Origin of the sequence: Fulvivirga sp. (assembly GCF_040218215.1) — a bacterium.
GTDB lineage: Bacteria > Bacteroidota > Bacteroidia > Cytophagales > Cyclobacteriaceae > Fulvivirga.
The window spans coordinates 391112-412751 of the sequence record NZ_JAVJQL010000014.1 but is presented as its reverse complement, the minus strand read 5'-3'; the positions used below and the strand labels follow the sequence as shown (position 1 = coordinate 412751).

The 21640-nt window shown below is 37.1% G+C and carries 23 protein-coding genes and 1 tRNA gene; 18 read left to right on the top strand and 6 right to left on the bottom strand.

The features are described 5' to 3' along the window. The first annotated feature begins 30 nt into the window (after window positions 1-30). Window positions 31-1305, top strand: coding sequence for a glycosyltransferase family 4 protein (locus RIB54_RS10565; RefSeq protein ID WP_350100875.1), 1275 nt, complete (start codon window positions 31-33; stop codon window positions 1303-1305). 2 nt (window positions 1306-1307) lie between these two features. Here RIB54_RS10565 and RIB54_RS10560 read toward each other — a convergent pair whose 3' ends face one another. From RIB54_RS10560 to RIB54_RS10550, 3 genes are read right to left on the bottom strand one after another with little or no spacing between them, the layout of a single operon-like run. Then, window positions 1308-2405, bottom strand: a complete 1098-nt coding sequence (locus tag RIB54_RS10560; RefSeq protein WP_350100874.1) for a DegT/DnrJ/EryC1/StrS family aminotransferase — start codon at window positions 2403-2405, stop codon at window positions 1308-1310. 1 nt (window position 2406) lies between these two features. Continuing rightward, window positions 2407-2790, bottom strand: coding sequence for a sugar 3,4-ketoisomerase (locus tag RIB54_RS10555; RefSeq protein ID WP_350100873.1), 384 nt, complete (start codon window positions 2788-2790; stop codon window positions 2407-2409). Window positions 2791-2831: 41 nt separating this feature from the next. Further along, the gene (locus RIB54_RS10550) at window positions 2832-4316 is read right to left on the bottom strand and encodes a lipopolysaccharide biosynthesis protein (RefSeq protein ID WP_350100872.1); all 1485 of its coding nucleotides are present in this window, start codon (window positions 4314-4316) and stop codon (window positions 2832-2834) included. Between the two features lie 73 nt (window positions 4317-4389). Here RIB54_RS10550 and RIB54_RS10545 point away from each other — a divergent pair, with 73 nt between their 5' ends. From RIB54_RS10545 to RIB54_RS10535, 3 genes are read left to right on the top strand one after another with little or no spacing between them, the layout of a single operon-like run. Beyond that, complete coding sequence (locus tag RIB54_RS10545; RefSeq protein WP_350100871.1) at window positions 4390-5037, top strand: sulfotransferase family 2 domain-containing protein; 648 nt, start codon at window positions 4390-4392, stop codon at window positions 5035-5037. Window positions 5038-5039: 2 nt separating this feature from the next. Then, on the top strand, window positions 5040-5951 hold the full coding sequence (locus RIB54_RS10540; protein ID WP_350100870.1) for a glycosyltransferase family 2 protein: 912 nt from the start codon (window positions 5040-5042) through the stop codon (window positions 5949-5951). Beyond that, entirely contained in the window at window positions 5948-7138 is a 1191-nt protein-coding gene (locus RIB54_RS10535; protein WP_350100868.1) for a glycosyltransferase family 4 protein, read from the top strand. The genes RIB54_RS10540 and RIB54_RS10535 overlap by 4 nt, the downstream gene beginning before the upstream one ends. Here RIB54_RS10535 and ruvC read toward each other — a convergent pair. Continuing rightward, a complete protein-coding gene (gene ruvC, locus RIB54_RS10530; protein WP_350070336.1) occupies window positions 7131-7700 on the bottom strand; it encodes a crossover junction endodeoxyribonuclease RuvC in 570 nt (189 codons plus the stop codon). The two genes, RIB54_RS10535 and ruvC, sit on opposite strands and share 8 nt — an antisense overlap. 17 nt (window positions 7701-7717) lie before the next feature. Between ruvC and RIB54_RS10525 the strand changes: the two genes are divergently transcribed. The 13 genes from RIB54_RS10525 (at window position 7718) to RIB54_RS10465 (ending at window position 18551) form a co-directional block, all read left to right on the top strand. Next, window positions 7718-8653 (top strand): lysylphosphatidylglycerol synthase domain-containing protein, encoded by a 936-nt coding sequence (locus RIB54_RS10525; protein WP_350100867.1) that lies wholly within the window; start codon window positions 7718-7720, stop codon window positions 8651-8653. Then, a complete protein-coding gene (locus tag RIB54_RS10520) occupies window positions 8650-9741 on the top strand; it encodes a glycosyltransferase (protein WP_350100866.1) in 1092 nt (363 codons plus the stop codon). The genes RIB54_RS10525 and RIB54_RS10520 overlap by 4 nt, the downstream gene beginning before the upstream one ends. A 63-nt stretch (window positions 9742-9804) precedes the next feature. Continuing rightward, complete coding sequence (locus RIB54_RS10515) at window positions 9805-11019, top strand: PP2C family protein-serine/threonine phosphatase (RefSeq protein ID WP_350100865.1); 1215 nt, start codon at window positions 9805-9807, stop codon at window positions 11017-11019. Next, on the top strand, window positions 11019-11642 hold the full coding sequence (locus tag RIB54_RS10510) for a polysaccharide deacetylase family protein (protein ID WP_350071697.1): 624 nt from the start codon (window positions 11019-11021) through the stop codon (window positions 11640-11642). The genes RIB54_RS10515 and RIB54_RS10510 overlap by 1 nt, the downstream gene beginning before the upstream one ends. After that, the gene (locus RIB54_RS10505; protein WP_350100864.1) at window positions 11639-12727 is read left to right on the top strand and encodes a glycosyltransferase; all 1089 of its coding nucleotides are present in this window, start codon (window positions 11639-11641) and stop codon (window positions 12725-12727) included. The genes RIB54_RS10510 and RIB54_RS10505 overlap by 4 nt, the downstream gene beginning before the upstream one ends. A gap of 48 nt (window positions 12728-12775) precedes the next feature. After that, entirely contained in the window at window positions 12776-13540 is a 765-nt protein-coding gene (locus RIB54_RS10500; protein ID WP_350100863.1) for a TatD family hydrolase, read from the top strand. After that, the gene (locus RIB54_RS10495; RefSeq protein ID WP_350100862.1) at window positions 13537-14607 is read left to right on the top strand and encodes an asparaginase; all 1071 of its coding nucleotides are present in this window, start codon (window positions 13537-13539) and stop codon (window positions 14605-14607) included. Before RIB54_RS10500 ends, RIB54_RS10495 begins: the two co-directional genes overlap by 4 nt. Window positions 14608-14690: 83 nt before the next feature. Beyond that, window positions 14691-14779 (top strand) — tRNA-Ser (locus RIB54_RS10490). A gap of 156 nt (window positions 14780-14935) precedes the next feature. Further along, window positions 14936-15760 (top strand): MotA/TolQ/ExbB proton channel family protein, encoded by an 825-nt coding sequence (locus RIB54_RS10485; RefSeq protein WP_350068930.1) that lies wholly within the window; start codon window positions 14936-14938, stop codon window positions 15758-15760. A gap of 27 nt (window positions 15761-15787) precedes the next feature. Continuing rightward, on the top strand, window positions 15788-16114 hold the full coding sequence (locus tag RIB54_RS10480) for a hypothetical protein (RefSeq protein WP_350068927.1): 327 nt from the start codon (window positions 15788-15790) through the stop codon (window positions 16112-16114). Further along, the gene (locus tag RIB54_RS10475; protein WP_350068924.1) at window positions 16114-16707 is read left to right on the top strand and encodes an ExbD/TolR family protein; all 594 of its coding nucleotides are present in this window, start codon (window positions 16114-16116) and stop codon (window positions 16705-16707) included. Before RIB54_RS10480 ends, RIB54_RS10475 begins: the two co-directional genes overlap by 1 nt. Before the next feature lie 3 nt (window positions 16708-16710). Further along, the gene (locus RIB54_RS10470) at window positions 16711-17172 is read left to right on the top strand and encodes an ExbD/TolR family protein (protein WP_350068922.1); all 462 of its coding nucleotides are present in this window, start codon (window positions 16711-16713) and stop codon (window positions 17170-17172) included. 71 nt (window positions 17173-17243) lie between these two features. After that, on the top strand, window positions 17244-18551 hold the full coding sequence (locus tag RIB54_RS10465; RefSeq protein ID WP_350100861.1) for an MFS transporter: 1308 nt from the start codon (window positions 17244-17246) through the stop codon (window positions 18549-18551). Window positions 18552-18560: 9 nt separating this feature from the next. Here the strand turns inward: RIB54_RS10465 and RIB54_RS10460 are convergent, their stop codons facing one another. Next, complete coding sequence (locus tag RIB54_RS10460) at window positions 18561-20348, bottom strand: SLC13 family permease (protein WP_350100860.1); 1788 nt, start codon at window positions 20346-20348, stop codon at window positions 18561-18563. A 3-nt stretch (window positions 20349-20351) separates the two neighbouring features. Next, complete coding sequence (locus RIB54_RS10455; RefSeq protein ID WP_350068914.1) at window positions 20352-21122, bottom strand: AMP nucleosidase; 771 nt, start codon at window positions 21120-21122, stop codon at window positions 20352-20354. Between the two features lie 30 nt (window positions 21123-21152). Between RIB54_RS10455 and RIB54_RS10450 the strand changes: the two genes are divergently transcribed. Further along, entirely contained in the window at window positions 21153-21596 is a 444-nt protein-coding gene (locus RIB54_RS10450; protein WP_350068912.1) for a type I restriction enzyme HsdR N-terminal domain-containing protein, read from the top strand. The last annotated feature ends 44 nt before the right edge of the window (window positions 21597-21640 follow it).

The following is a 21640-nucleotide window of genomic DNA, read 5'->3' as shown; positions in this document are numbered from 1 at the left end:
TCACTCTTACCATATTTGCCTTTTCCGTAAATGAAAAAGGTTCTAATCATAACATATTATTGGCCGCCCAGTGGAGGTGGGGGCGTGCAGCGCTGGCTGAAGTTCGCGAAGTACTTGCCGGAGTTTGGTTGGGAACCTATAATTTTTACTCCAGAAAACCCGGATTTTGATATTCAGGATCAATCTCTGCTAAAAGATATTAGCCCAAGGCTTGAGGTAATCAAACTGCCAATATGGGAGCCATATTCTTTGTTTGCCAAGGTGAATAAAGGCAAGAAGCCTAAGCAGGGGTTGATTAATGGAGGAGAAAAGAAGTCTTTTTTTAATGCTTTGGCACTATTTATAAGAGGCAATTTCTTTATACCTGATCCAAGAAGGTTTTGGGTAAGGCCTTCTGTTAAATTCCTTTCAAGAATTATTGATGATAATAATATTGATGTAGTAGTAACTACAGGCCCTCCTCATAGCATTCATTTGATTGGCTTAGGATTGAAGAAAAAACGGGGAGTCAAATGGCTCGCAGATTTTCGCGATCCCTGGAGCAAGTGGGATATGCTGAAACAATTTAAGATGCTTCCTATTGCTAAATATATGCATAAGAGACTGGAAAGGAAGGTGCTTGCCAATGCCGATGAAGTGTTGACAGTTAGCCAGTCGTGGTCGAAAGAGTTTGAGCAATTGTATCCGAGAAAATATAAGGTAATTACCAATGGCTTTGATGCCGAAGATTTTAAGCTGGAAACTGATGTAAATTATAATAATGAGTTTGTGATTAGTCATTTTGGGTTGATTAATGAATTTCGAAACCCAATTAATTTCTGGGAATCAGCCAAAGAAATGGTGGCTGGTAACCCCGAGACTAAATTTAAAATCAATCTGTTTGGAACTATAGCTCCTGAAATATTACGAATGCTGCAAAGTGATGATGTCTTAAAAACTGTAGTTGAAATAAAAAGTCCGGTTTCGCATGATCAGGTTTTGAAAGAATATCAGAAGACTGATGTATTGCTTTTGTTGCTGAATAATACAGATAATGCGCAAGGCCATATTCCCGGAAAACTGTTTGAGTATATGGCTAGCGGAAAATTTGTACTTGCGCTCGGACCAGTAGAAGGTGATAGTGCTGCAATCATTAATGAAACGGGTATTGGTCAGGTGTTAAATTGGGGAGATGAAGAGGGTATTAAAAAGGCTTTAAATTCTATTGTTAAAGGTAATTTGAGTAATAGAAATAATAAAGCGATTGGAAAATATACCAGGAAGTCTTTAACTGAAGAGCTTCGCCATCGGCTCGATCAAATCTAGAGTTATTGACTCAGTACCAACTTAATTTTATCAACAATCATTTCAAAATCCCTGTCTAATATTTCAGGCTGGATAGGCAACGAAACTAGCTCTTCTGCTGCTTTCTTAGCTACTGGAAGTGGCCGACAGTAAGGTTTAAATGCTTCATGTTGATTGATAGCTTTGTTATAATGAATCCCTGTTAATACACCCTCTTTTTTTAATTGGTCTCTAAACTTATCCCTGTTTTCTATCCTGACAGGAAACTGATGATAGACGGCATTTGAATCCATTGGAGGAAGTCTAAGCAGGAGACCTTTAAGGCCTTCGTGATATAAATTCGCATATTTTCTTCTGCTCTCATTATAATCATCAAGTGCTGGTAAAAGCATATTTAAGATAGCAGCCTGAACTTCATCAAGGCGACTGTTTATCCCGGCTTCAGCAACAATATTGTCTTGCAGGCCATAATTTCTCAGAGCCTTTAGCTGAGTAGCTATTGACACATTATTAGTTGTAATGGCCCCACCGTCACCCATGCATCCGAGGTTCTTTGTCGGATAAAAACTAAATACCCCACAATCACCAATAGAACCTAATTTCTTTTCGTTGAAACTAGCTCCATGCGCTTGAGAGCAGTCTTCAATTACAAATAAGTTATATTCAGCGGCAATCGCCATGATTTCGTCCATCTCGCAGGCAAAGCCGTGCAAGTGAACAGGGATGATGGCCTTTGTATTTTTTGTGATTGCTTTTCTGATCTCGGCAGGATTAATGCAGAGTGTAGCATCCAAAACATCAACTACCACAGGTGTTGCACCTGCTTGCAGAATGGCTGTTACTGTGGCGGGTGCTGTAAGTCCTGCGGTAATCACTTCATCCCCTGGTTTAATGCCTAGTGCCATTAAGCTTAGCGTAAGTCCGTCCGTAGCTGAGTTCACTCCAACACAATACTTTGTGCCTATGTATTGAGAAAAGGCCGTTTCGAATTGCGCTACTTCATTTCCTAAGATATAGCTGTTGGAAGAAGCAACTCTTTGAAAAGCCGCATTTAACTTATCCCCGAAATGATTAAATCTTAACCAGGGACTGGAAAAGGGTATGGTGTCATTAGCATCCAAATCAGAGTTGATCTAGTTGGTAATACTGAGTATCATCAAATTTCTTTGAAGCATAAACTACCACTAATGCATCACTCGAAAAGTCTTTGATTTCTATGAAATGATAAGCTGGGATAAGTAGCCCCTTGTTGCAGTTGAGCTCGAAATTTTCTTGCTTTCTTTTTTTGTTTGTATAAACCAAAGTGGCGTTTCCTTTAAGTGCAAAAACAAACAACTCACAGTCCACAGCATGGCCAGCTCTCTTTTGGCCTTTTGGTACATTCATCAAATAGAAAGTCCTTAACGGATGAAATGGCAAAGGATGGTTTTCTTCAATAGCAACCAAATCACCACGCTCATCTTTATGATGGTGGATATCTATGTATTTGATTTTTGAATCTGTCACAGTTTGCATTCGTTAATTACGAAATTAGTGAATCGCTAGGTTTATCTATTGATTACTTGCCTGCTCATTTCCAAAGCTTTGTCAATTATATCATTAAACTCTGGAGAAAATTTGAGTACATAAACTACTGGTATGGTAATCAGGCAGAATAAAGCACTTTTGGCAAACATATCAATCCAAATATTGACTATCTGTGGGATAAAAAATACAATTATGAATGAAATAACCAGGATAATACAAAGTAGAAAATAGTCTTTGGTAAAAGGAGATATGTTGAGTTTAACCTTAAGAAAACTGTATTTAGCCAGATTGAATAAAACAAGTGCTAAGGCTGTAGAACCGGCAGCACCTATAATGCCAAATCTCGGAATCATAATCACTTTTAAAATCAATGATAATATTAATAAAATGATGGACAGATAAGTATCTACCCGGTAGTATTTGGAACTGATAAGCACGGCACCATTGATGCCAAAGGCTGTATCTACAATTTTTGCCAGGCCCAGAAGGAAAAAAACCATAAAACTATCCGCATATGTTTCGCGAAGAAAACTCATCAGACTTTCATAGTTGATGGCGATGAGCATAAAAATCAACGATCCAAAAAGCATTTGATTCAATGCGGTCTTCTTATAAAGTGTATGAATCATTTCATGATTATCATTTTTAAAAGCATCTGCCATGAGCACGGCAGTTGTTCTAGAAATTGATTGGGCAGGGACTAAGATCACTGAACTCATATAAAGCGCAATAGAGTAAATGGCAACATCTGTCAAGCCTATATAGCTCCCCACCATCAAAATATCTACCTGATTGATAAGAAAAAAGGAAAGCCCACTAAGAATAGTAACAATGCCAAATCTGGACATTGATTTAAAGGTTTTAATTTTTTCGCTGTTCAGTTGAAGGCCCAAATTTAGTTTCCCCTGTTTTAGGGTATAAAGGAAGGCCAACGAGCTGACGAAAATTTGCCCACCAACATAGACATTAATAAACGTGTTGGTGTCATAAAAATCAAAAGCATATAAAAGCACTATTCCCAACCAAATGAGTCTCAACAGGATGGAATTAAGGAAGGCAGTAAATGAGTTCTTTATTAGAACTCTTAGGTATGCATCGAATAGATTAAAGGCAATAAGAGAAATAACTGCTGGTAATAATAGGTAATAGTAGTCAGTAAAGAGTTTAGCCTTTTCAGAGTAAACAGCATTGATTTGTTCTTTGAAAACGAAAAGACAAATGGCTGAAATCAACCCTCCTGCAAAAGACAATAATAGGCCAAGTGTAAGTGTGGTATTTTTTTGATCATCTTTTAAATAGGGATGAAATCTGACCAGAATATTGCCAGTGCCAAGTTGTGATAGTTGTGCGATTAGTCCTGCAGCCGTAAACAATATTCTTGTTAACCCAAAAACCTCATCGCCCAAGACATTCGGGAAAATTAGTACAGTATTCACATATCCCAGTGCTATACCTATGTATAGAATAATTGAAAACTTAATACTGGTTTTGCTAACTACACCCATTGACTTGATTAATGGGCAAACTTATTTGGAAAATGGATATGTTTGCCTCCTCAAATGAAATAATTTCAAAGATTTGATCGTCCACAAGCATAAGATAATATTTATTCATATACCAAAGACCGCTGGATCAAGCATTGAGAAATTCTTTGGAATTAATAAAATTAGCCACAAATGGGACAGGAGCAACAGGCTTTATCTAAAGGGGTGGGATCCTGAGCACAAGCTTCATTTGCAGCACGCCAAGGCCTCTGATCTTTTGAGTAAGAAGCTCATTGTCGAAAATGTGTGGAATGAATACTTCAAATTCGCCTTTGTAAGAAACCCATGGGACCGTGCTTATTCTGATTATTTGTGGATGCAGGGTGATAGAAAAGTTGAAGGTTCTTTTGAAGATTATATTTTGAAAAAGGGAGTTTTTGAAAAGCATTTGACAAATCTGGACAGTAAGCATACCAGGGGTGATCATGTTATGCCTCAGTATGAATTTATTTATGATGATAAAGGCAATTGTCTTGTTGACTTTGTTGGAAAGTTCGAAAATCTGGAGGCTGATTTCAAAAAAGCATGCAGCATAGCTGGCATAGAATATAGCGCACTACCTCATGAAAAAAAGAGCCTTGTAACGAAAAGGGATTACCATGATTTTTATGATCAAAAGAAAAGGGATTTAGTAGCAGATGTATATGCTAAGGATATCGAACTTTTTAACTACCAATTTTGATCATGCAGAAGAAGGTATATGTCATAATAGTAACATATAATGGATCTAAGTGGATTAGAAAATGCCTTCATACTGTTTTAGAAAGTACTATTCCTGTCAATGTCCTAGTGATAGATAACTGCTCTACTGATAATACTGTTGAAATAATAAAGACCGAATTTTCTAAAGTCAAGCTATTAAAACAAGAAGAGAATTTAGGATTTGGCAAGGCCAACAATGTAGGGATAAGATTAGCCCTTAAAGAGGGGGCAGACTACTTTTTGTTGCTTAATCAGGATGCTTATGTTGAGAAGAGGATGATTCAAGAACTTGTTAATGTTTTTGAAACTGATCAGGAAAATGTTGGAATAGTGAGTCCTGTGCATTTGAGCGCAAATGGAAGCCTTGATTTTGGCTTTCAAGATCATATAAAGAGGTATACTTCGACCGAATCTTATCAGGCAATACTCTCAAGAAAGGAAGGTGTTTATAAAACAGATTTTATAAACGCTGCTTGCTGGCTTGTTAATCGAAATACTATTGAGACGGTTGGCGTATTCAATCCTTTATTTCCACATTATGGAGAGGATAATGACTTCGTCAACAGACTGCACTATTTTGGTTTGGGCATAAAAGTGAGCACAAAAACCACAGTTATTCATGACCGCATACAGACTGAAAATTTAAAGTTTAAGAGTTTAACGGGTAAGGAAAAAGTATCCTTTTACAAGCACATGGCGAATGTCAAATTGTCTATTTTAAAAGCATTATTAACCGTTTTTGATAAATGGGTTCGAGAAACAGTTTATTATCTATTTACAGGAAAGTGGAATAAAATGGTAGCTGTCAATGTTGGCTGGTTTACTATGTGGGGCTCGATGAAAACGATATTGAAATCAAGGAAAATGTCAGAAACTAAAGGCGCTTATTTATGAGAGTAGGAATGTTTTTGGATACTGCTTTTCCTCCTGATTCAAGAGTAGAGAATGAGGCTATTAGTCTCATAAAGGCCGGTCATCAAGTGCATTTATTTAGTTTGGATTATGAAGGCAGACAATCCAAAGAAATCGTTAATGGAATTCAGGTTCATAGATATAAAGCAGATAAGTTAACTTATAAGCTTTCCGCGCTGGCATACACATTTCCATTTTTCCATATCAGAATAAAGAAATTGATAAGGCAATTTATAGAAGGGATACAGCCTGATGTTATTCATATTCATGACATGGTAATCGCCAAAGCTGTGATGGATGTAAATAAGGGCTTGCCAGTTGTTCTGGATCTGCATGAAAATCGGCCAGAAATCATGAGGCATTATAAACATGTGAATGAAGGGCTGGGCAAGTGGTTGATCAGTACTAACAAATGGAATGCTGTTCAGGATAGGCTAATAAAAAGAAGTGATAGGTTAATTCTAGTTACTGAAGAAGCTAAAAAAGTTGTTACAGAAAGCGGATTGAAAAGACCCGATCAAATTACTGTTGTTCCTAATACGATTTTACCAGAAGTTTATCTGAACTATAAAATTGATAATTCCATCATAGAGAGATTTAAGGATACTTACAATTTGGTTTATCTGGGAGATACAAGCTTAAGACGTGGAACAGATACCGCCATTAAGGCTATTGCTTTACTGAAAGATAAGATTCCAAATGTTAAATTGATACTGGTTGGTGATAGCTCTGTAGATGATCAATTAATGTCTTTGACCAAAGAGCTAGAAGTTGACAATCATGTTTCTTTTGAGGGCTGGCAGGACGTGTCATTGTTTTCTTCTTATGTCGAGGCATCAGATGTTTGTTTATCTCCTTTAAAACGGAACCCTCATCATGATACCACCTTCGCCAATAAGCTTTTTCAATACATGGCTATGGGTAAACCTGTAGTGGTAAGCGACTCAACAACACAGGCCAATGTTGTCAATAGTGAAAATTGCGGGTTCGTGTTTGAAGCTGAGAATGAAAGGCAATTAGCAGATCAAATAATCAAACTTTATGAGGATTCGGAGCTATCTAAACAACTAGGGGCAAATGGAGCTGCTGCAGTGAAGGAACGTTGGAATTGGGATATTACCAGCAAAGATTTAATTAACCTGTACAGTAACTTAAAACTCACTATTTAACCCTCCCAGGATTATCGCCAACAAAAGCCTTCCAGCTTTTTGGCCCAGCCTTCTGCAAACTTCCTTTTTGAAAATGATGACAAACTGCTACTGCCAAGGCATCTGTAGCATCCAGTAATTTAGGAAGCTCTTTAATTTTTAATAAGGTCATCAACATGTTAGCCACCTGCTCTTTGGAGGCGTTACCATTGCTGGTTACCGACTGCTTTACTTTTTTAGGTGCGTATTCTGTAATAGGAATTTCCCTTGAAAGTGCCGCTGCCATGGCTACGCCTTGGGCACGACCCAGTTTGAGCATCGACTGCACGTTCTTTCCAAAAAATGGAGCTTCCAGAGCTACCTCATCAGGATGATAGTCATCAATGAGACTTATTACTCGCTCAAAAATCTTTTTAAGCTTAAGTTCGTGACCTGAATATTTACTGAGATGAATAACCCCAAATTGCAACACACTTATTTTTTGTCCCTTTATGGTGATGAGACCGTAGCCCATTACACTGGTTCCCGGATCAAGCCCAAGAATAATCTGCTCCTTTTGGTTATTTTTCTCTATTTTGGCCACTTGTGCAATTTAGGTAAATGAAGGCAAAACTAAGCCAATCGCTGGTGAAGCAAATAACAGTATTATTAAAAGTATTGATCATCTCGATCATATTGATAATGCTTTATTTTAAGCTGAGGGATCAGCAAGATCTACTTCAGGAAATGAAAGCACTCTTTATAAAAGGGTTCACTGAAAATAGGTGGCTTTTACTTTTAGTTATTTTATTAATGCCCGTCAATTGGTTTATAGAAGGGCTAAAATGGAAGATTATAGCAGGAAAAATAGTACACCTATCAAAGTGGCAGGCATTCAAAGGAATATTAAGTGGCCTTACTGTTGGGTTTGCAACACCACATGGAATCGGGGATTATTTAGGGCGTATAATGACCGTAAAGCATAGACAGAGGTTCTTTTTAATAGGAGGAATAATGCTAGGCAGGTTAAGCCAACTTGTAGTAACCCTATTGTTTGGAATGGCCGGTGTTTTTTACCTTTTTGGATTGAAGATAGTTGCATATGGTTTTATGGCGGTGCTGGTTACTTCAATTCTGGTGGTATTTTTATTTAATAGAGTAAAACACATTAAAAATGTTGGCAGGTTTTTTAGAATGGTTGATGATTATTCAGTTGGAGAAGTAGGCAAAATAATACTTCTGTCAGCATGCAGGTATTTTGTGTTTAGTCTTCAATTTTTGATTGTGCTTTTCGTTTTCCTCCCAAAATTTGATTTACGCTTAAATGTAGCTGGTGTGACGTGGGTCTTTCTAGCAAAATCTATATTACCTTCATTCAATTTTTTAAGCGACTTAGGCATAAGAGAATATTCAGCCATTTACTTTTTTGAAAACTATCAGATTGAAATACTGCCTGTACTCTGTGCCAGCTTATTTATTTGGATGGTGAATATTCTAATGCCAACACTATTAGGAATTCCTTTTGTGTTTCAATTAAACTCAAAAGTTGAGCCATGACCTATTTTGTAATTATTACGCTTTCTGTCTATTGTCTGTGGTTGATTATTATGCTCATATCTTGGCATCAAATTAAACCGGTGAGCTCTGGTAATTTGACTCATTTAAAATTGGCTGTAATAGTTCCGTTTAGAAATGAATCACAAAATCTACTTGCTTTAATTAAATCTTTCAACAACCTCAACTTTAAAGGCTTGTCCGTTGAATTTCTTTTTATAAATGATCATTCTTCTGATGATTTTGAAAAGGTTTTTGAATCGGTTCATATTGACTACAAACTACTCTCGCTTCCCGATAATATGTCAGGGAAGAAGGCAGCCATAACTTTTGGAGTTGAGCGCTCATTTGGTGATGTAATAATTACTACTGACGCAGATTGCGAAGTTCAGCCTAATTGGCTTCAAGTTATAAATAAGTATTTTCAGAACACTCAAGTAAATATGACATTTGGCGGGGTAACCTTCAAACCGGTTAGCTTCTTTGATAAGCTACAACTGGTTGAGTTTGCGCCACTTATTGGAACAGGGGCGGCAAGCCTAAATATAGGTCAACCATTTATGTGCAATGGTGCAAATCTGGCTTTTAGAAAATCAGAGTTTGAGAGGGTTGGTGGATATGATGGCAATGAACACATAGCTAGTGGTGATGATGAGTTTCTTTTAGCGAAGATCAATAATGAGCTTAAGGGAGAAATTAGGTATATGAAAGACAGCGATGCCGTTGTTTCAACTTCTGGCTCAAAAGACATAAAGACTTTTTTCAATCAACGCAAAAGATGGAGCGGTAAATGGAATAAGAACCTTTCAGTTTATAAGATATTCTTAGCGTTAACGGTTCTTTTGACAGCGGTTGCTACAATTATGGGCTTAGTTAGTCTGTCGATTAACTTTAATATAGCTGTATTGACCATTTTAGTGACTAAAATTATTTTGGAAGGCATTTTTATAGGGTCTATACTACATCACTTAAATAGTTCGTTTAATATTTTTTATTATTTACTGGTTCAACTGGTGTATCCGTTTTATGTCGTTATTTTTGGTGCAGTAGCTCATTGGGGTGGATATAAGTGGAAGGATAGAGCCTATTGAATTTTTAGTAAACTGTATAATTAATTATATTGCTTAAGGCCTTAAATCGCCACATTCTTATTCATGGATACACTTTCGTTACAGAATAAATATAACCTCAAAGAGCTTGAGCTAAACGCTTTGTTGGAGATCACCCAATCGATTAACAACAACTTGCCCGAAACCTCGCTCTATAAAATTTATGAGTTTACTCTGAGGGGAAACCTGAATATCAAAAGGCTCGCGCTTTTTGTAATGGACGAGACATGGAGCTGCAAGGTCAGTTTTGGAACGTCTACCAATTGCTTTGAACAAAAACTTCCAGAGGACTTTTTGGTAACCAAAACACTGACACAAATTGATGATAGGAATGATGTGTTTGGTGAGTTTGATTATCTGATACCCATATATCATAAAGCTTCTTTACTTTCTGTAGTGTTTGTTGGTGGTATTAATGCAGAAGACGAAGAGTCAAAAAAGAGCAGCACCAGGTTTATTCAGGCACTCACAAATATTATCATTGTTGCTATTGAAAATAAAAAGCTAGCAAGGCAACAGTTGGAGCAAGAGGCATTAAGAAAGGAGCTTGAGATTGCCAGTGACGTTCAGCAGTTCTTGTTTCCAGATTCTTTACCGTATGGACTTCGCTTAAAGATAGAAGCCAGTTACTTGCCTCACGACAGGGTGGGAGGTGATTATTATGATTACATACCTATCAACCAAAATCAGTTTCTCATCTGTATTGCCGATGTTTCAGGTAAGGGCATTCCTGCAGCACTGATGATGTCTAACTTTCAGGCATCGCTACGAACTCTTGTGCGCCAGACCCCAAACTTGGTAGAGATTGTTAATGAGTTGAATTATCAGGTGCTCGAGAATGCAAAGGGAGAGAAGTTTATAACTTTCTTTGCAGGAATTTATGATCACAAGTTAAAGACTCTGGTTTATATCAATAGCGGTCACAATCCGCCCCTTTTGATTACCAAAGATGATATTGTTCAGTTGGAAGAAGGATCAACTGTACTTGGAGCTATTCATCCATTACCTTTTGTTAATGAAGGGTTTATTACTGATCTGGATGAGTTTCTCCTGTTTTGCTATACTGATGGTCTTACTGAAACGGCCAATGAGCAAAATGAAGAGTTTGGTTCAGAGCGTTTGATAGAGTATTTCAAGGAAAACAAGCATCTGGATTTGAAAAAGATTCACCAGGATATCATTATCAATCTGGATGGTTTTAAAGGAGACAATGGTTATCATGATGATATCACCATCCTATCCTGCAAAGTAGACCTCTAATGTTTTTTCACCGTACCCCGTGGTTAGTCCAAAAGTTATACCCCTCGCTGGTTTGGTCGGTGCCAACAAAGGAAAAAGTGATTTATTTGACTTTTGATGATGGTCCAATTCCTGATTTAACGGAATTTATTTTGGAAACTTTGAAAAAATATGATGCAAAAGGCACCTTCTTTTGTGTTGGCGATAATTTGAGGAAGCATCCTGAAATTGCCAAAAGAGCTTTGAATGAAGGCCACAAATTAGCGAATCATACTTTTAATCATTTAGCTGGCTGGTCTGTGAATGATGAACAGTATATATGTAATATTCAAGAATGTGAAAAGCATTTGGCAGAGCTCAAAGAGAACGCTAAGTTGTTCAGGCCACCTTATGGTAAGATTAAAAGAAGCCAAATCAGTAAAGTAGCCCCTAATCATAAAATTATAATGTGGGACGTGCTTTCCGGAGATTACAGTAAAAAGATCAATCCGGAACAATGCTTAAGGGGTACAATAAAAGCTACTAGAAAAGGCTCTATTGTGCTTTTTCACGATAATGTTAAAGCTGAAGCTAACATGAAGTATGCTCTGCCCAGATTTCTTGATCATTTCTCTAGTCAGGGTTTTGTGTTTAAAAGCCTATGATAATAGTTCTGTCATGTTTAATTGGAGTTGTTATTCTTACAGACATCTGTCTTATAGTCTGTTGGATTTACTTCAAAAATAGAAGGAAGGAAGAGCATAAGGTTCCTGTAGAATGGCCTAAAGTCTCAATACTCCTTGCCGTTAGAAACGAAGAGGAGAACATTGAAAGGTGTTTGTCCAGTTTAGTCGCATTAGATTACCCGAAAGATAAAATTGAAATACTCATAGGAGATGATAATTCCTCTGATGGCACCTATGAGTTAATTGAGCAGTTGATAGAACATCACCCAAATTGCTATTTATTTAAAATTGATGAACGGGTTTCTCACCAAAAGGCAAAGGCAAAGGTTTTGGTTCAATTAGCACCGAAGGCCACTGGTCAATATTACTTTGTGACAGACGCAGACATGCGGTTACCTGAATCCTGGGTTAAAGAAATGGTTACTGCTGCTGAAAGTGGTATTGATATTATCACAGGAGTTACGCTCGTGGAGGATAATAAATGGCAGAGTATCGACTGGCTTTTTGCCATAGCTATGGTTTATGTTATGGATTGCTTAGGCAAGCCTGTAACTACAATGGGGAACAATATGATGATCTCAAGGCGGGCTTATGAAGCTGTAGGTGGTTATGAGAAGGTTCCATTCTCTATTACAGAAGACATGGAGCTTTTCCGTCATGTTAGAAAAGCGGGCTTTAAAGTGAAGCATATATTTAATGATTCGGTGCTTGGGTTCACCAAATCGATCAAAGAAGTGTCTACACTTTTTCATCAGCGTAAAAGATGGATGCATGGTGCATTACAGTTAAAGTGGCCAATGATTACTATTTTAATTATACAGGCCTTTTATTTTCCATTTATCATTTGTGCCTTTATATTCTCTCCCTTTATTGCCTTAGGTTTATTCATTGTTAAGACCATGATTCAGGCATTATTTATTCACCTTTCGGCCAAAACATTAAAACATAAAGTATCCTTCATTAACATCTTCTTATATGAGTTCTATTCCTGGTTTGTCTCCATTGGCTCAGGTCTTTTTTATTTATCTGGCACCAAAGTAATCTGGAAAGGCAGGAAATATTAATTTTGGCAATTGTGACTAATTAATGACCCGTCAATTATAGAGTTGTCAATGATTAAGCTAATAGAAACCCACGCACATATTTATTCTGATAAATTTCAGGCTGATATAGATGAGGTCCTGGAAAGATCCTGGGAGGCAGGACTTGAAAGAATCTATATGCCAAATATTGACCATGAGTCAATTGATGGCATGCTTGAACTGGAGAATAAAGATTCAAGGTGTATTCCTATGATGGGGTTGCACCCATGTTCGGTTAACAAGGACTTTCAGAAGGAATTGTATTTGGTGGAGGACTGGCTATCAAAAAGGAAGTGGGCGGCAGTTGGCGAGATAGGAACTGACCTTTATTGGGACAAAACATTCTGGGATCAACAGCAGGAGGCTTTTAAAGTGCAGTGCCAATGGGCTGTTAAGTATAATAGGCCTGTGGTTATTCATTGCAGGGAAAGCATTGATGAAACCATTGGCCTTATAGAGCAAATGGGAGAAGAAAAGTTAAGAGGTGTTTTCCACTGCTTTACAGGTACAGTTGAGCAGGCAAAAAAAATCACTGACCTTGGCTTCCATTTGGGAATAGGAGGGGTGGCCACCTTTAAAAATGGAGGGTTGGACAATGTTATACCTCATATAGATAATAATAAACTAGTATTGGAAACAGATAGTCCATATTTGGCGCCTGCACCTAACCGAGGTAAAAGAAATGAGCCAGCTTATATTAGCATGGTGGTTAATAAGGTTGCCGAGTTTATGAATTTATCAGTAAATCAAGTAGCCGAAATCACCACCACTAATGCCCTAAACCTTTTCAAATGAAGTTTACAACCTCCAATATAATAACATCATCAGCCAAGGCACCTGACACCTCTATACTCATTATATATACTGGTGGTACCTTGGGTATGGTACATAATGATAAAGGCTCTTTAATTCCTTTTGATTTTGCTTCTATAATGGATCACATTCCTTCATTAAGGAAGTTGGAGCTAAATATAACTGTCCTGTCCTTTGACAATCCTATTGACTCATCAAATGTTAATCCTGGGCATTGGGAGCTTTTGGGGCAAATGATTTATGAAAATTATTCAGAGTATGACGGCTTTGTTGTGCTGCATGGTACCGATACCATGGCTTTTACTGCCTCGGCTATAAGCTTTATGCTTGAGAATTTGAACAAGCCTGTAATATTTACAGGAGCCCAACTGCCTATATCTGCACCAAGGTCCGATGCACGGGAAAATTTAATTACCTCTTTAGAAATTGCTTCTACAAAAATAAATGGCAAACCGATGGTTCCTGAAGTGGCTATTTATTTTGACTCCGTGTTACTAAGGGGAAATCGCTCAAAAAAGGTAGAGAGTGTACATTTTGATGCTTTTGAGTCTGAAAATTACCCTCTGTTAGCAGAAGCAGGTGTAGTCATTAACTATAACGATAAATTTATACACCAGCCTGAAGAAAATTTGGGCTTAACATTGCACAAAAAACTTAATAATAAGGTCATTATATTGAAGCTGTTTCCAGGTATTTCCGAAGCTGCTGTAGAGGCTATTTTTGGTATAAAGGGCTTGAAGGGAGTGGTCATGGAGACCTATGGCTCTGGGAATGCCCCAACTGATGAGTGGTTTATTAATCTTTTGAAAGGTGCTATAGATAAAAATATAGTTATTCTTAATGTTTCTCAATGTCCCGGTGGCAAGGTAGATCAGGGGAGGTATGAGACCAGTGAAGACCTTGAAAATATAGGGGTAATAAGTGGACTTGATCTTACATTGGAAGCAGCAGTAACCAAATTGATGATGGTACTGGCTGAGGAAGAAGAAAAGGCGGTTATTAAGCTTAGAATGACGAATTCTATATGTGGTGAGATGACAATAAATTAAATTTTATAAATCTGATATGTTCTTGCATAAAGTGTTTTTTATTGATTTATTTGTGCATCCTGTGAACAGAAGGCTCGCAGAATGGAGAGGTGACCGAGTGGTCGATGGTGCTCGCTTGGAAAGCGAGTGTGCCTGTCAAAGGGCACCGAGGGTTCGAATCCCTTCCTCTCCTCAGGTTTGATAAATTTTTGACAAAATAAAACTAACTACATAGTTAAGAATTGGTCAGAAATACGGAGAATTGAAACTTTTAACTAACTTTAACTTTTAAATATCTAATTGCTAACAAAACCTTCTCACAACTGAGAAATATTTTAAAACTTGAACTATGAAAAAACTATTCACATTATTGGCACTGGTGGGGTGTTTAACCCTTAGTTATCAATCTAATGCTCAAGATGAAGCCGCAGATTCCACATCAACAGAAATGGCTGATTCATCGGCAGTTGCTGAAGAGCCAGTTGTAGAGGAAACCCCCGCTCCGGTTGAAGAGCCAGAAGCCGTGGTAGAAGAAGAAGCTTCTTTTCACCAGGTAATTAAAGACAAATTTATTGAGGGAGATTGGAAATTTATGACTCCTGTATTGTTGTGTTTGATCATTGGTCTTGCTATAGCAATTGAGAGAATAATTACTTTAAACCTTGCAACAACAAATACTGATAAGTTACTTGCTACTGTAGAAGATGCACTATCTAAAGGTGGTGTTGAAGCTGCTAAAGAAGTAACCAGAAACACTAAAGGCCCTGTTGCCTCTATCTTCACCCAGGGATTAATGAGAATGTCAGAAGGCATTGATATGGTTGAGAAATCTATCATCGCTTATGGTTCAGTTGAAATGGGTAGATTAGAAAAAGGACTTGTATGGGTTTCTTTGTTTATCGCACTTGCTCCAATGCTTGGTTTCATGGGTACTGTAATCGGTATGATTGGTGCATTTGATGCTATTGAGGCAGCTGGTGATATCTCCCCACAAATCGTTGCTAACGGTATTAAAGTAGCACTTTTAACAACTGTTGCTGGTCTTATCGTAGGTATTATTCTTCAAGTATTTTATAACTACCTTGTGTCTAAAATCGATTCTTTGGTTAATCAGATGGAAGATGCCTCAATTACGCTTGTTGACCTTTTGGTTAAGCACAAATTGACTAACTAATTAGTTATAACTTAAAATTATTTAAGAATGGAAAGTATTATAGATATAGGACTTTGGGTTTCTTACATAATGGTGATTATTGCCATAATTGGCGCGGTATTTTTGCCCATCATTAAGTCGTTAGACAACCCTAAGTCATTAGTAAAACCGGCAGGAGCCTTAGTGGGAATAGTAGTTTTATTCTTGATATGCTACGCTTTTGCAGGTGACGGACTGAATGCTAAAGCAATTCAGGCAGGTGTAACCGGAGGAATCTCCAAATTCGTTGGTGGTGGTCTTATTGCCATGTACGTTTTGTTTATCGTTGCACTTGTAGGTATTGTATTTACCGAAATCAATAAAGCAATAAAATAATGGCACGTAACAAGGGAAGAGAAAATCCGGAAATTAACTCCAGTTCGATGGCGGATATCGCTTTCTTGCTGTTGATATTTTTCCTGGTAACTACTACGATTGCCAATGATAAAGGTCTACTTATCCCTTTGCCTCCAGATCCAGATCAAATGGAGGATATTGATATCAAAATTCCAGAAAGGAATTTGTTTAAAATCCAGATCAACTCAGCAGATAAAATGCTAGTTGAGGGAGAGCCTTTTACGGCAGATCCTAAGGAGCTCAAGCAAATGATCAAGGATTTTGTTAACAATAACGGGAGAGACCCAGAATCATCAGACAGTCCTAAAAAGGCCATTGTGTCCTTGAAAACGGATAGGGGAACTACTCAGGCTAAATTTATAGAGGCACTGGATAATATTCAAGCTGCTTACTATGAAATGTATGCTGTTAGAGCTGGTGTTAGTACTCAAGAATGGAGAAAACTAATCGACAACTTGAAGGAACCAGATAATAAAAGGAAATATGATATAGGTAGGGGTTTAACTCCAGACGGAGAAATTGAATACCCAATGCAGATATCTATTGCAGAACCAACAAAAATAGGAGGTTAAGTTATGTCAAAGTTTAAGAAAAAAGCTAATACTAAACAGGAGATACCTACCTCTGCATTACCGGATATTATCTTTATGCTGTTGTTTTTCTTCATGGTAACAACAGTATTAAGAGAAGTAACGATCAACGTAAAACAAAGAATTCCTGAGGCAACTCAGTTGAGGAAGTTGGAGCGTAAATCGTTGGTAAGCTACCTTTATGTTGGAGAGCCAAAGAAAACAGATCAGTGGGGAAGTGAGCCTAGAATTCAAGCCAATGATGTGTTTATAGAACCAAAAGATGTTGTTCTTTGGGTTGCTTCTGAAAAGGATAAATTAAATGAGGTAGAAAGAGATCAGATAACTATAGCCTTGAAAGTTGACAAAGAGGCTAAACGTGGTTTGATTTCTGATATTGAACTTCAACTTAGAAAAGCTAATGCTAGAAAATTATTGTATTCTACCATTCAAGAGTTAGAACAATAGTTTTTAAACATTAAAAAAATAGATAGGCTTCCGTATATTGCGGAAGCCTTTTTTTATGTAAAATTTCGAAAATGCAACTGAACAATTCTAAAGTTATCAATGCCTGGTGTATGTACGACTGGGCAAATTCAGTTTATTCCTTGGTTATCACTTCAGCCATATTTCCTATCTACTATAATGCAGTAACTACAGGTGCAGATGGTAGTGACAGGGTCGATTTCTTTGGGTTGGAGATATCTAATTCAGTACTCTACTCTTATTCACTTTCTTTTTCATTTTTGTTTGTGGCCGCCATTCTGCCTATTTTATCTGGTATTGCAGATTATAGTGGGAAGAAGAAATTCTTAATGAAGCTTTTTGTTTACTTGGGGTCATTTTCGTGCATGGGGTTGTATTTCTTTACTGGAGATAATATTGAATGGGCAATTATATGCTCGGTCTTGGCAAGTATTGGATACTCTGGAAGTTTGGTTTTCTATGATGCATTTTTACCTGAAATAGCCACTGAGGATCGGTTTGACAAGATTAGCGCAAAAGGCTACTCCCTTGGGTATATAGGTAGCGTTATTTTGCTTATAGTGAACCTTGTAATGATTGAAATGTTTGATGTTTTTTGGTTTGAGGATAAAGGAACGGCAACACGCTTTGCGTTCCTTTTAGTTGGTGTTTGGTGGCTTGCTTTTTCACAAATTACTTTTCTTAGATTGCCAGACAATGTTCATAATCTTAAACCTAAAAACAATGTGTTTACTGAAGGTTATAAAGAGCTAAAGAAAGTGTGGTATGCAGTTAAAGAGGAAAGAATGACTAAACTGTTTCTATTAGCATTCTTCTTTTATAATATGGGTGTGCAAACAGTTATGTACCTGGCAGCAACATTTGGTTCTAAGGAACTTCAGCTTGACAGCGCCAAACTGATTTTAACGGTATTGATAATACAGTTGGTTGCCATTGGTGGAGCCTATTTATTTGCACATATTTCTAATCTCAAAGGCAATAAGTTTTCATTGTTATTGATGGTGTTCATATGGATTTTTGTCTGTCTTGGGGCATATTTTGTCTATAGTGAGAATGAATTTTTCCTTCTTGCTTTTGTTGTGGGTCTTGTAATGGGAGGTATTCAGTCACTTTCCAGGTCTACCTTCGCAAAACTGATTCCTGAGAATACAATTGACAATGCCTCGTACTTTAGTTTCTATGATGTAACCTATAATCTTTCAATAGTTGTAGGCACATTCTGTTATGGTATAATAGATCAGATAACCAATAGTATGAGGAATAGTACCTTGGCACTGATGTTATTTTTTGCTGTAGGGATGGGCTTTTTGATACTGTTAAAACTTCCAAAATCATCAAAACTGGAACCTAAGAAAGCCTAATCTCAAATATTAAAAGACATTGGGGTATAACAGAATGATAGCAGTAAGCGCTACCGTTAAATAGACAATGGTCATAGGCAGGCCTACTTTGAGAAAGTCTTTAAATGTGTATCCACCAGGTCCGTATACAATTAGATTAGTCTGATATCCGATTGGAGTCATAAAGGCTGCAGATGCAGCAAAAGCAATAGCTAAATAGAAAGGTGCTCCCTCAAGGTTAAGGTCTTGTATTGTGGCCAGGGTTAATGGGAATGCGATGGCAATTGCACCTACATTGGTTATAAATGAAGTCAAGATAGTTGTGATGACTGTGATCCCTATCAGCAGTGCGATGTTGCCATAAGGCTGTAGGTAATTAACTATCTGATGAGCAATTAGGGCTCCGCTTCCAGTCTTGATCATGGCTTGTCCAAGTGCCAGGGAAAGAACTAATATTACTACTAAATTGATGTCTAAATCACGCTTCACATTTTGCACTGTAATGAGCTTCATAAACACCATTAAACTGAATATGATAAGTAATGAAACGAATAGTCCAAAGAATTGAGTGACTAAAAGTGTTAGTACAACACCAAGCAGGGCAATTAACTTGTTCTTATTATTTTGACTTGGTCGAATTTCTTGCTGCTCACCAGAAATAATGTACAAATCTTTATAGATATCAACACGTTTTTGGAAGCTGTTACCTACATACATGAGTAGCACATCACCTGCCTTGATTTTTATCCAGCCGATCTTGCCACTTAACTTTTCTCCATTACGATGAATAGCAACAACTGCAGCATCATATCGTTCCCTGAAATTAGATTCTTTTATTGTCTTACCAATAAGTGAGCTGTTAGCACTAATCACTCCTTCAACCACCTTTATATTACCTTCACCGGTTGGAGCTAATTTAGAAGGAAGTTCAATACCTAAATTTGAAAGTGTCAAATCAACTATCTTCTCGGTGTTGCCTGCAAAAATCAGAATATCATTTTTCTCTACAACTTCATTAGGATTTACCGGAGAGATGATTTGCTGGCCTCGAACTATCTCCACCAGATAAACACCAGTAAGATTCCTCAGTCCTCCTTCTTTAACCTTTTGCCCAACCAAAGGCGAATGTTTACTTAATCTTTTTTCAATAAGGTATTCCCTCTTTTGATTTTCAAAAGTTTCAATCAAATCCTTTCTATCGGGGAGTAATTTTGAGCTTGATACGATTAAAAAGAAAATACCTGCAATAGTAACACATGAGCCAATAATCAATAAATTGATTGGGTCGATTGGGTCGAGACCGTTATTAATTAAGAAACCATTTAAAACGAGAGTTGTAGAAGTACCTATTACGGTAATCATACCTCCCACAATTGTGGAGTAACTTAGGGGAATTAGCAGCTTTGAAGGTGATATTTTGTGCTTTTTACCCCATTCAAAGACGTAGGGGGTCATTAATACAACTACAGGTGTATTGTTGACAAATGACGACAGTATGGCAACTTTTGCCATCATGGATGCAAGAAAGGTTTTGTAGGTATTGACCCTTCCAAAAATGTAATCTAAGAAGCCCTGTATATTAAAGTTTGACCTTATTCCAGCTGTAATCAGTATGAGAAGCACAATACTTGCCAATGACTGGTTTGAGAACCCTTCTAAAACGTCACGTGGAGATAATATTCCTGTTAACAGAAGAATTAGTATTGCAACTAAAAATGTAACGGTTGGCTTGAATATCTCTTTGTATAAAAAAATAAAAAGAAGTGCTATTACACCCATTACCACAATGGGTTGATATTCTGTAGGAATAAGATTCATTAATTAATATCTGAGGTGTTTAACTGAATCACCGGAATTGATTAATTCCATTAGTGCATCAATACCAATTAAAAGATGTTCTTCAACATAATGGGCCGTAACCTTTGCATCAGATTCTGATGTTTTGACTCCATCCGGTATCATAGGATTATCTGAAACCAGCAATAGAGCACCTCGAGGTATTTCATTTACAAAACCAACTGAAAAAATTGTTGCAGTTTCCATGTCAACACACATTGCGCGCATTTTTCTTAGTTTCTTTTTAAATGTTTTGTCATGTTCCCAAACCCTTCTATTTGTTGTGTAAACTGTCCCGGTCCAGTAATCTAAAGCATGTTTTTTGATCATAGAGCTGACTGCTCTTTGCAAACTAAAAGATGGTAGGGCAGGAATCTCTATTGGTAGGTATTCATCACTCGTGCCTTCCCCTCTTATGGCTGCTATTGGCAAAATCAAATCTCCAAGTTTTGTCTTCTTCTTTATACCGCCACATTTTCCAAGAAATAAAGCTGCTTTTGGTTCGATGGCTGAAATAAGATCCATTACAGTAGCGGCCATCGCACTACCCATTCCAAAATTTATAATTGTAATATTATTAGCCGTGGCAGTTTGCATGGCTTTACCAATACCTTTGATTTCACAATTAAATTTTTCAGAAAACTTTTCTACATAATTATAGAAGTTGGTCAGTAAGATATACTTTCCGAACTCTTCCAACGGTGTTCCGGTATATCTCGGTAGCCAATTGTCAATTATTTCTTTTTTAGTTTTCATAAACAATCACACTTTTTCTTTTATTTGAGTATGCAACATCTCAATCTTCCTGAAATCAATTGTAATATCAGAAAAAATGAAGGTAAAATTGAGATTTTTGACATTATTAGAAAAAAATATATCAAGTTGCTGCCTGAAGAGTGGGTTAGGCAGCATGTTGTCCATTACTTAATCAATGAGTTAAAATATCCTAAAAGTTTAATTAAAGTAGAATCCGGGCTCAGCTACAACAAACTTGAAAAAAGAACTGACATTTTAGTTTATAACTCATCAGGCATTTGTGAAATGTTGGTTGAGTGTAAATCTTTTAAGGTGAAAATTAGTCAATCTGCCTTTGATCAGCTAGCAGTTTATAATACCAGTTTTCAATCTAAATATTTACTTATTACCAATGGCATTAATCATTTCTGTTGTTTGCGAAATGAGGATGGTAAGTATTCATTTTTAGATAATATACCTGAGTATAAAAAATAAAAGGCCACAATTATAACATGTAGCCTTTCATTTAAATTTTCAGA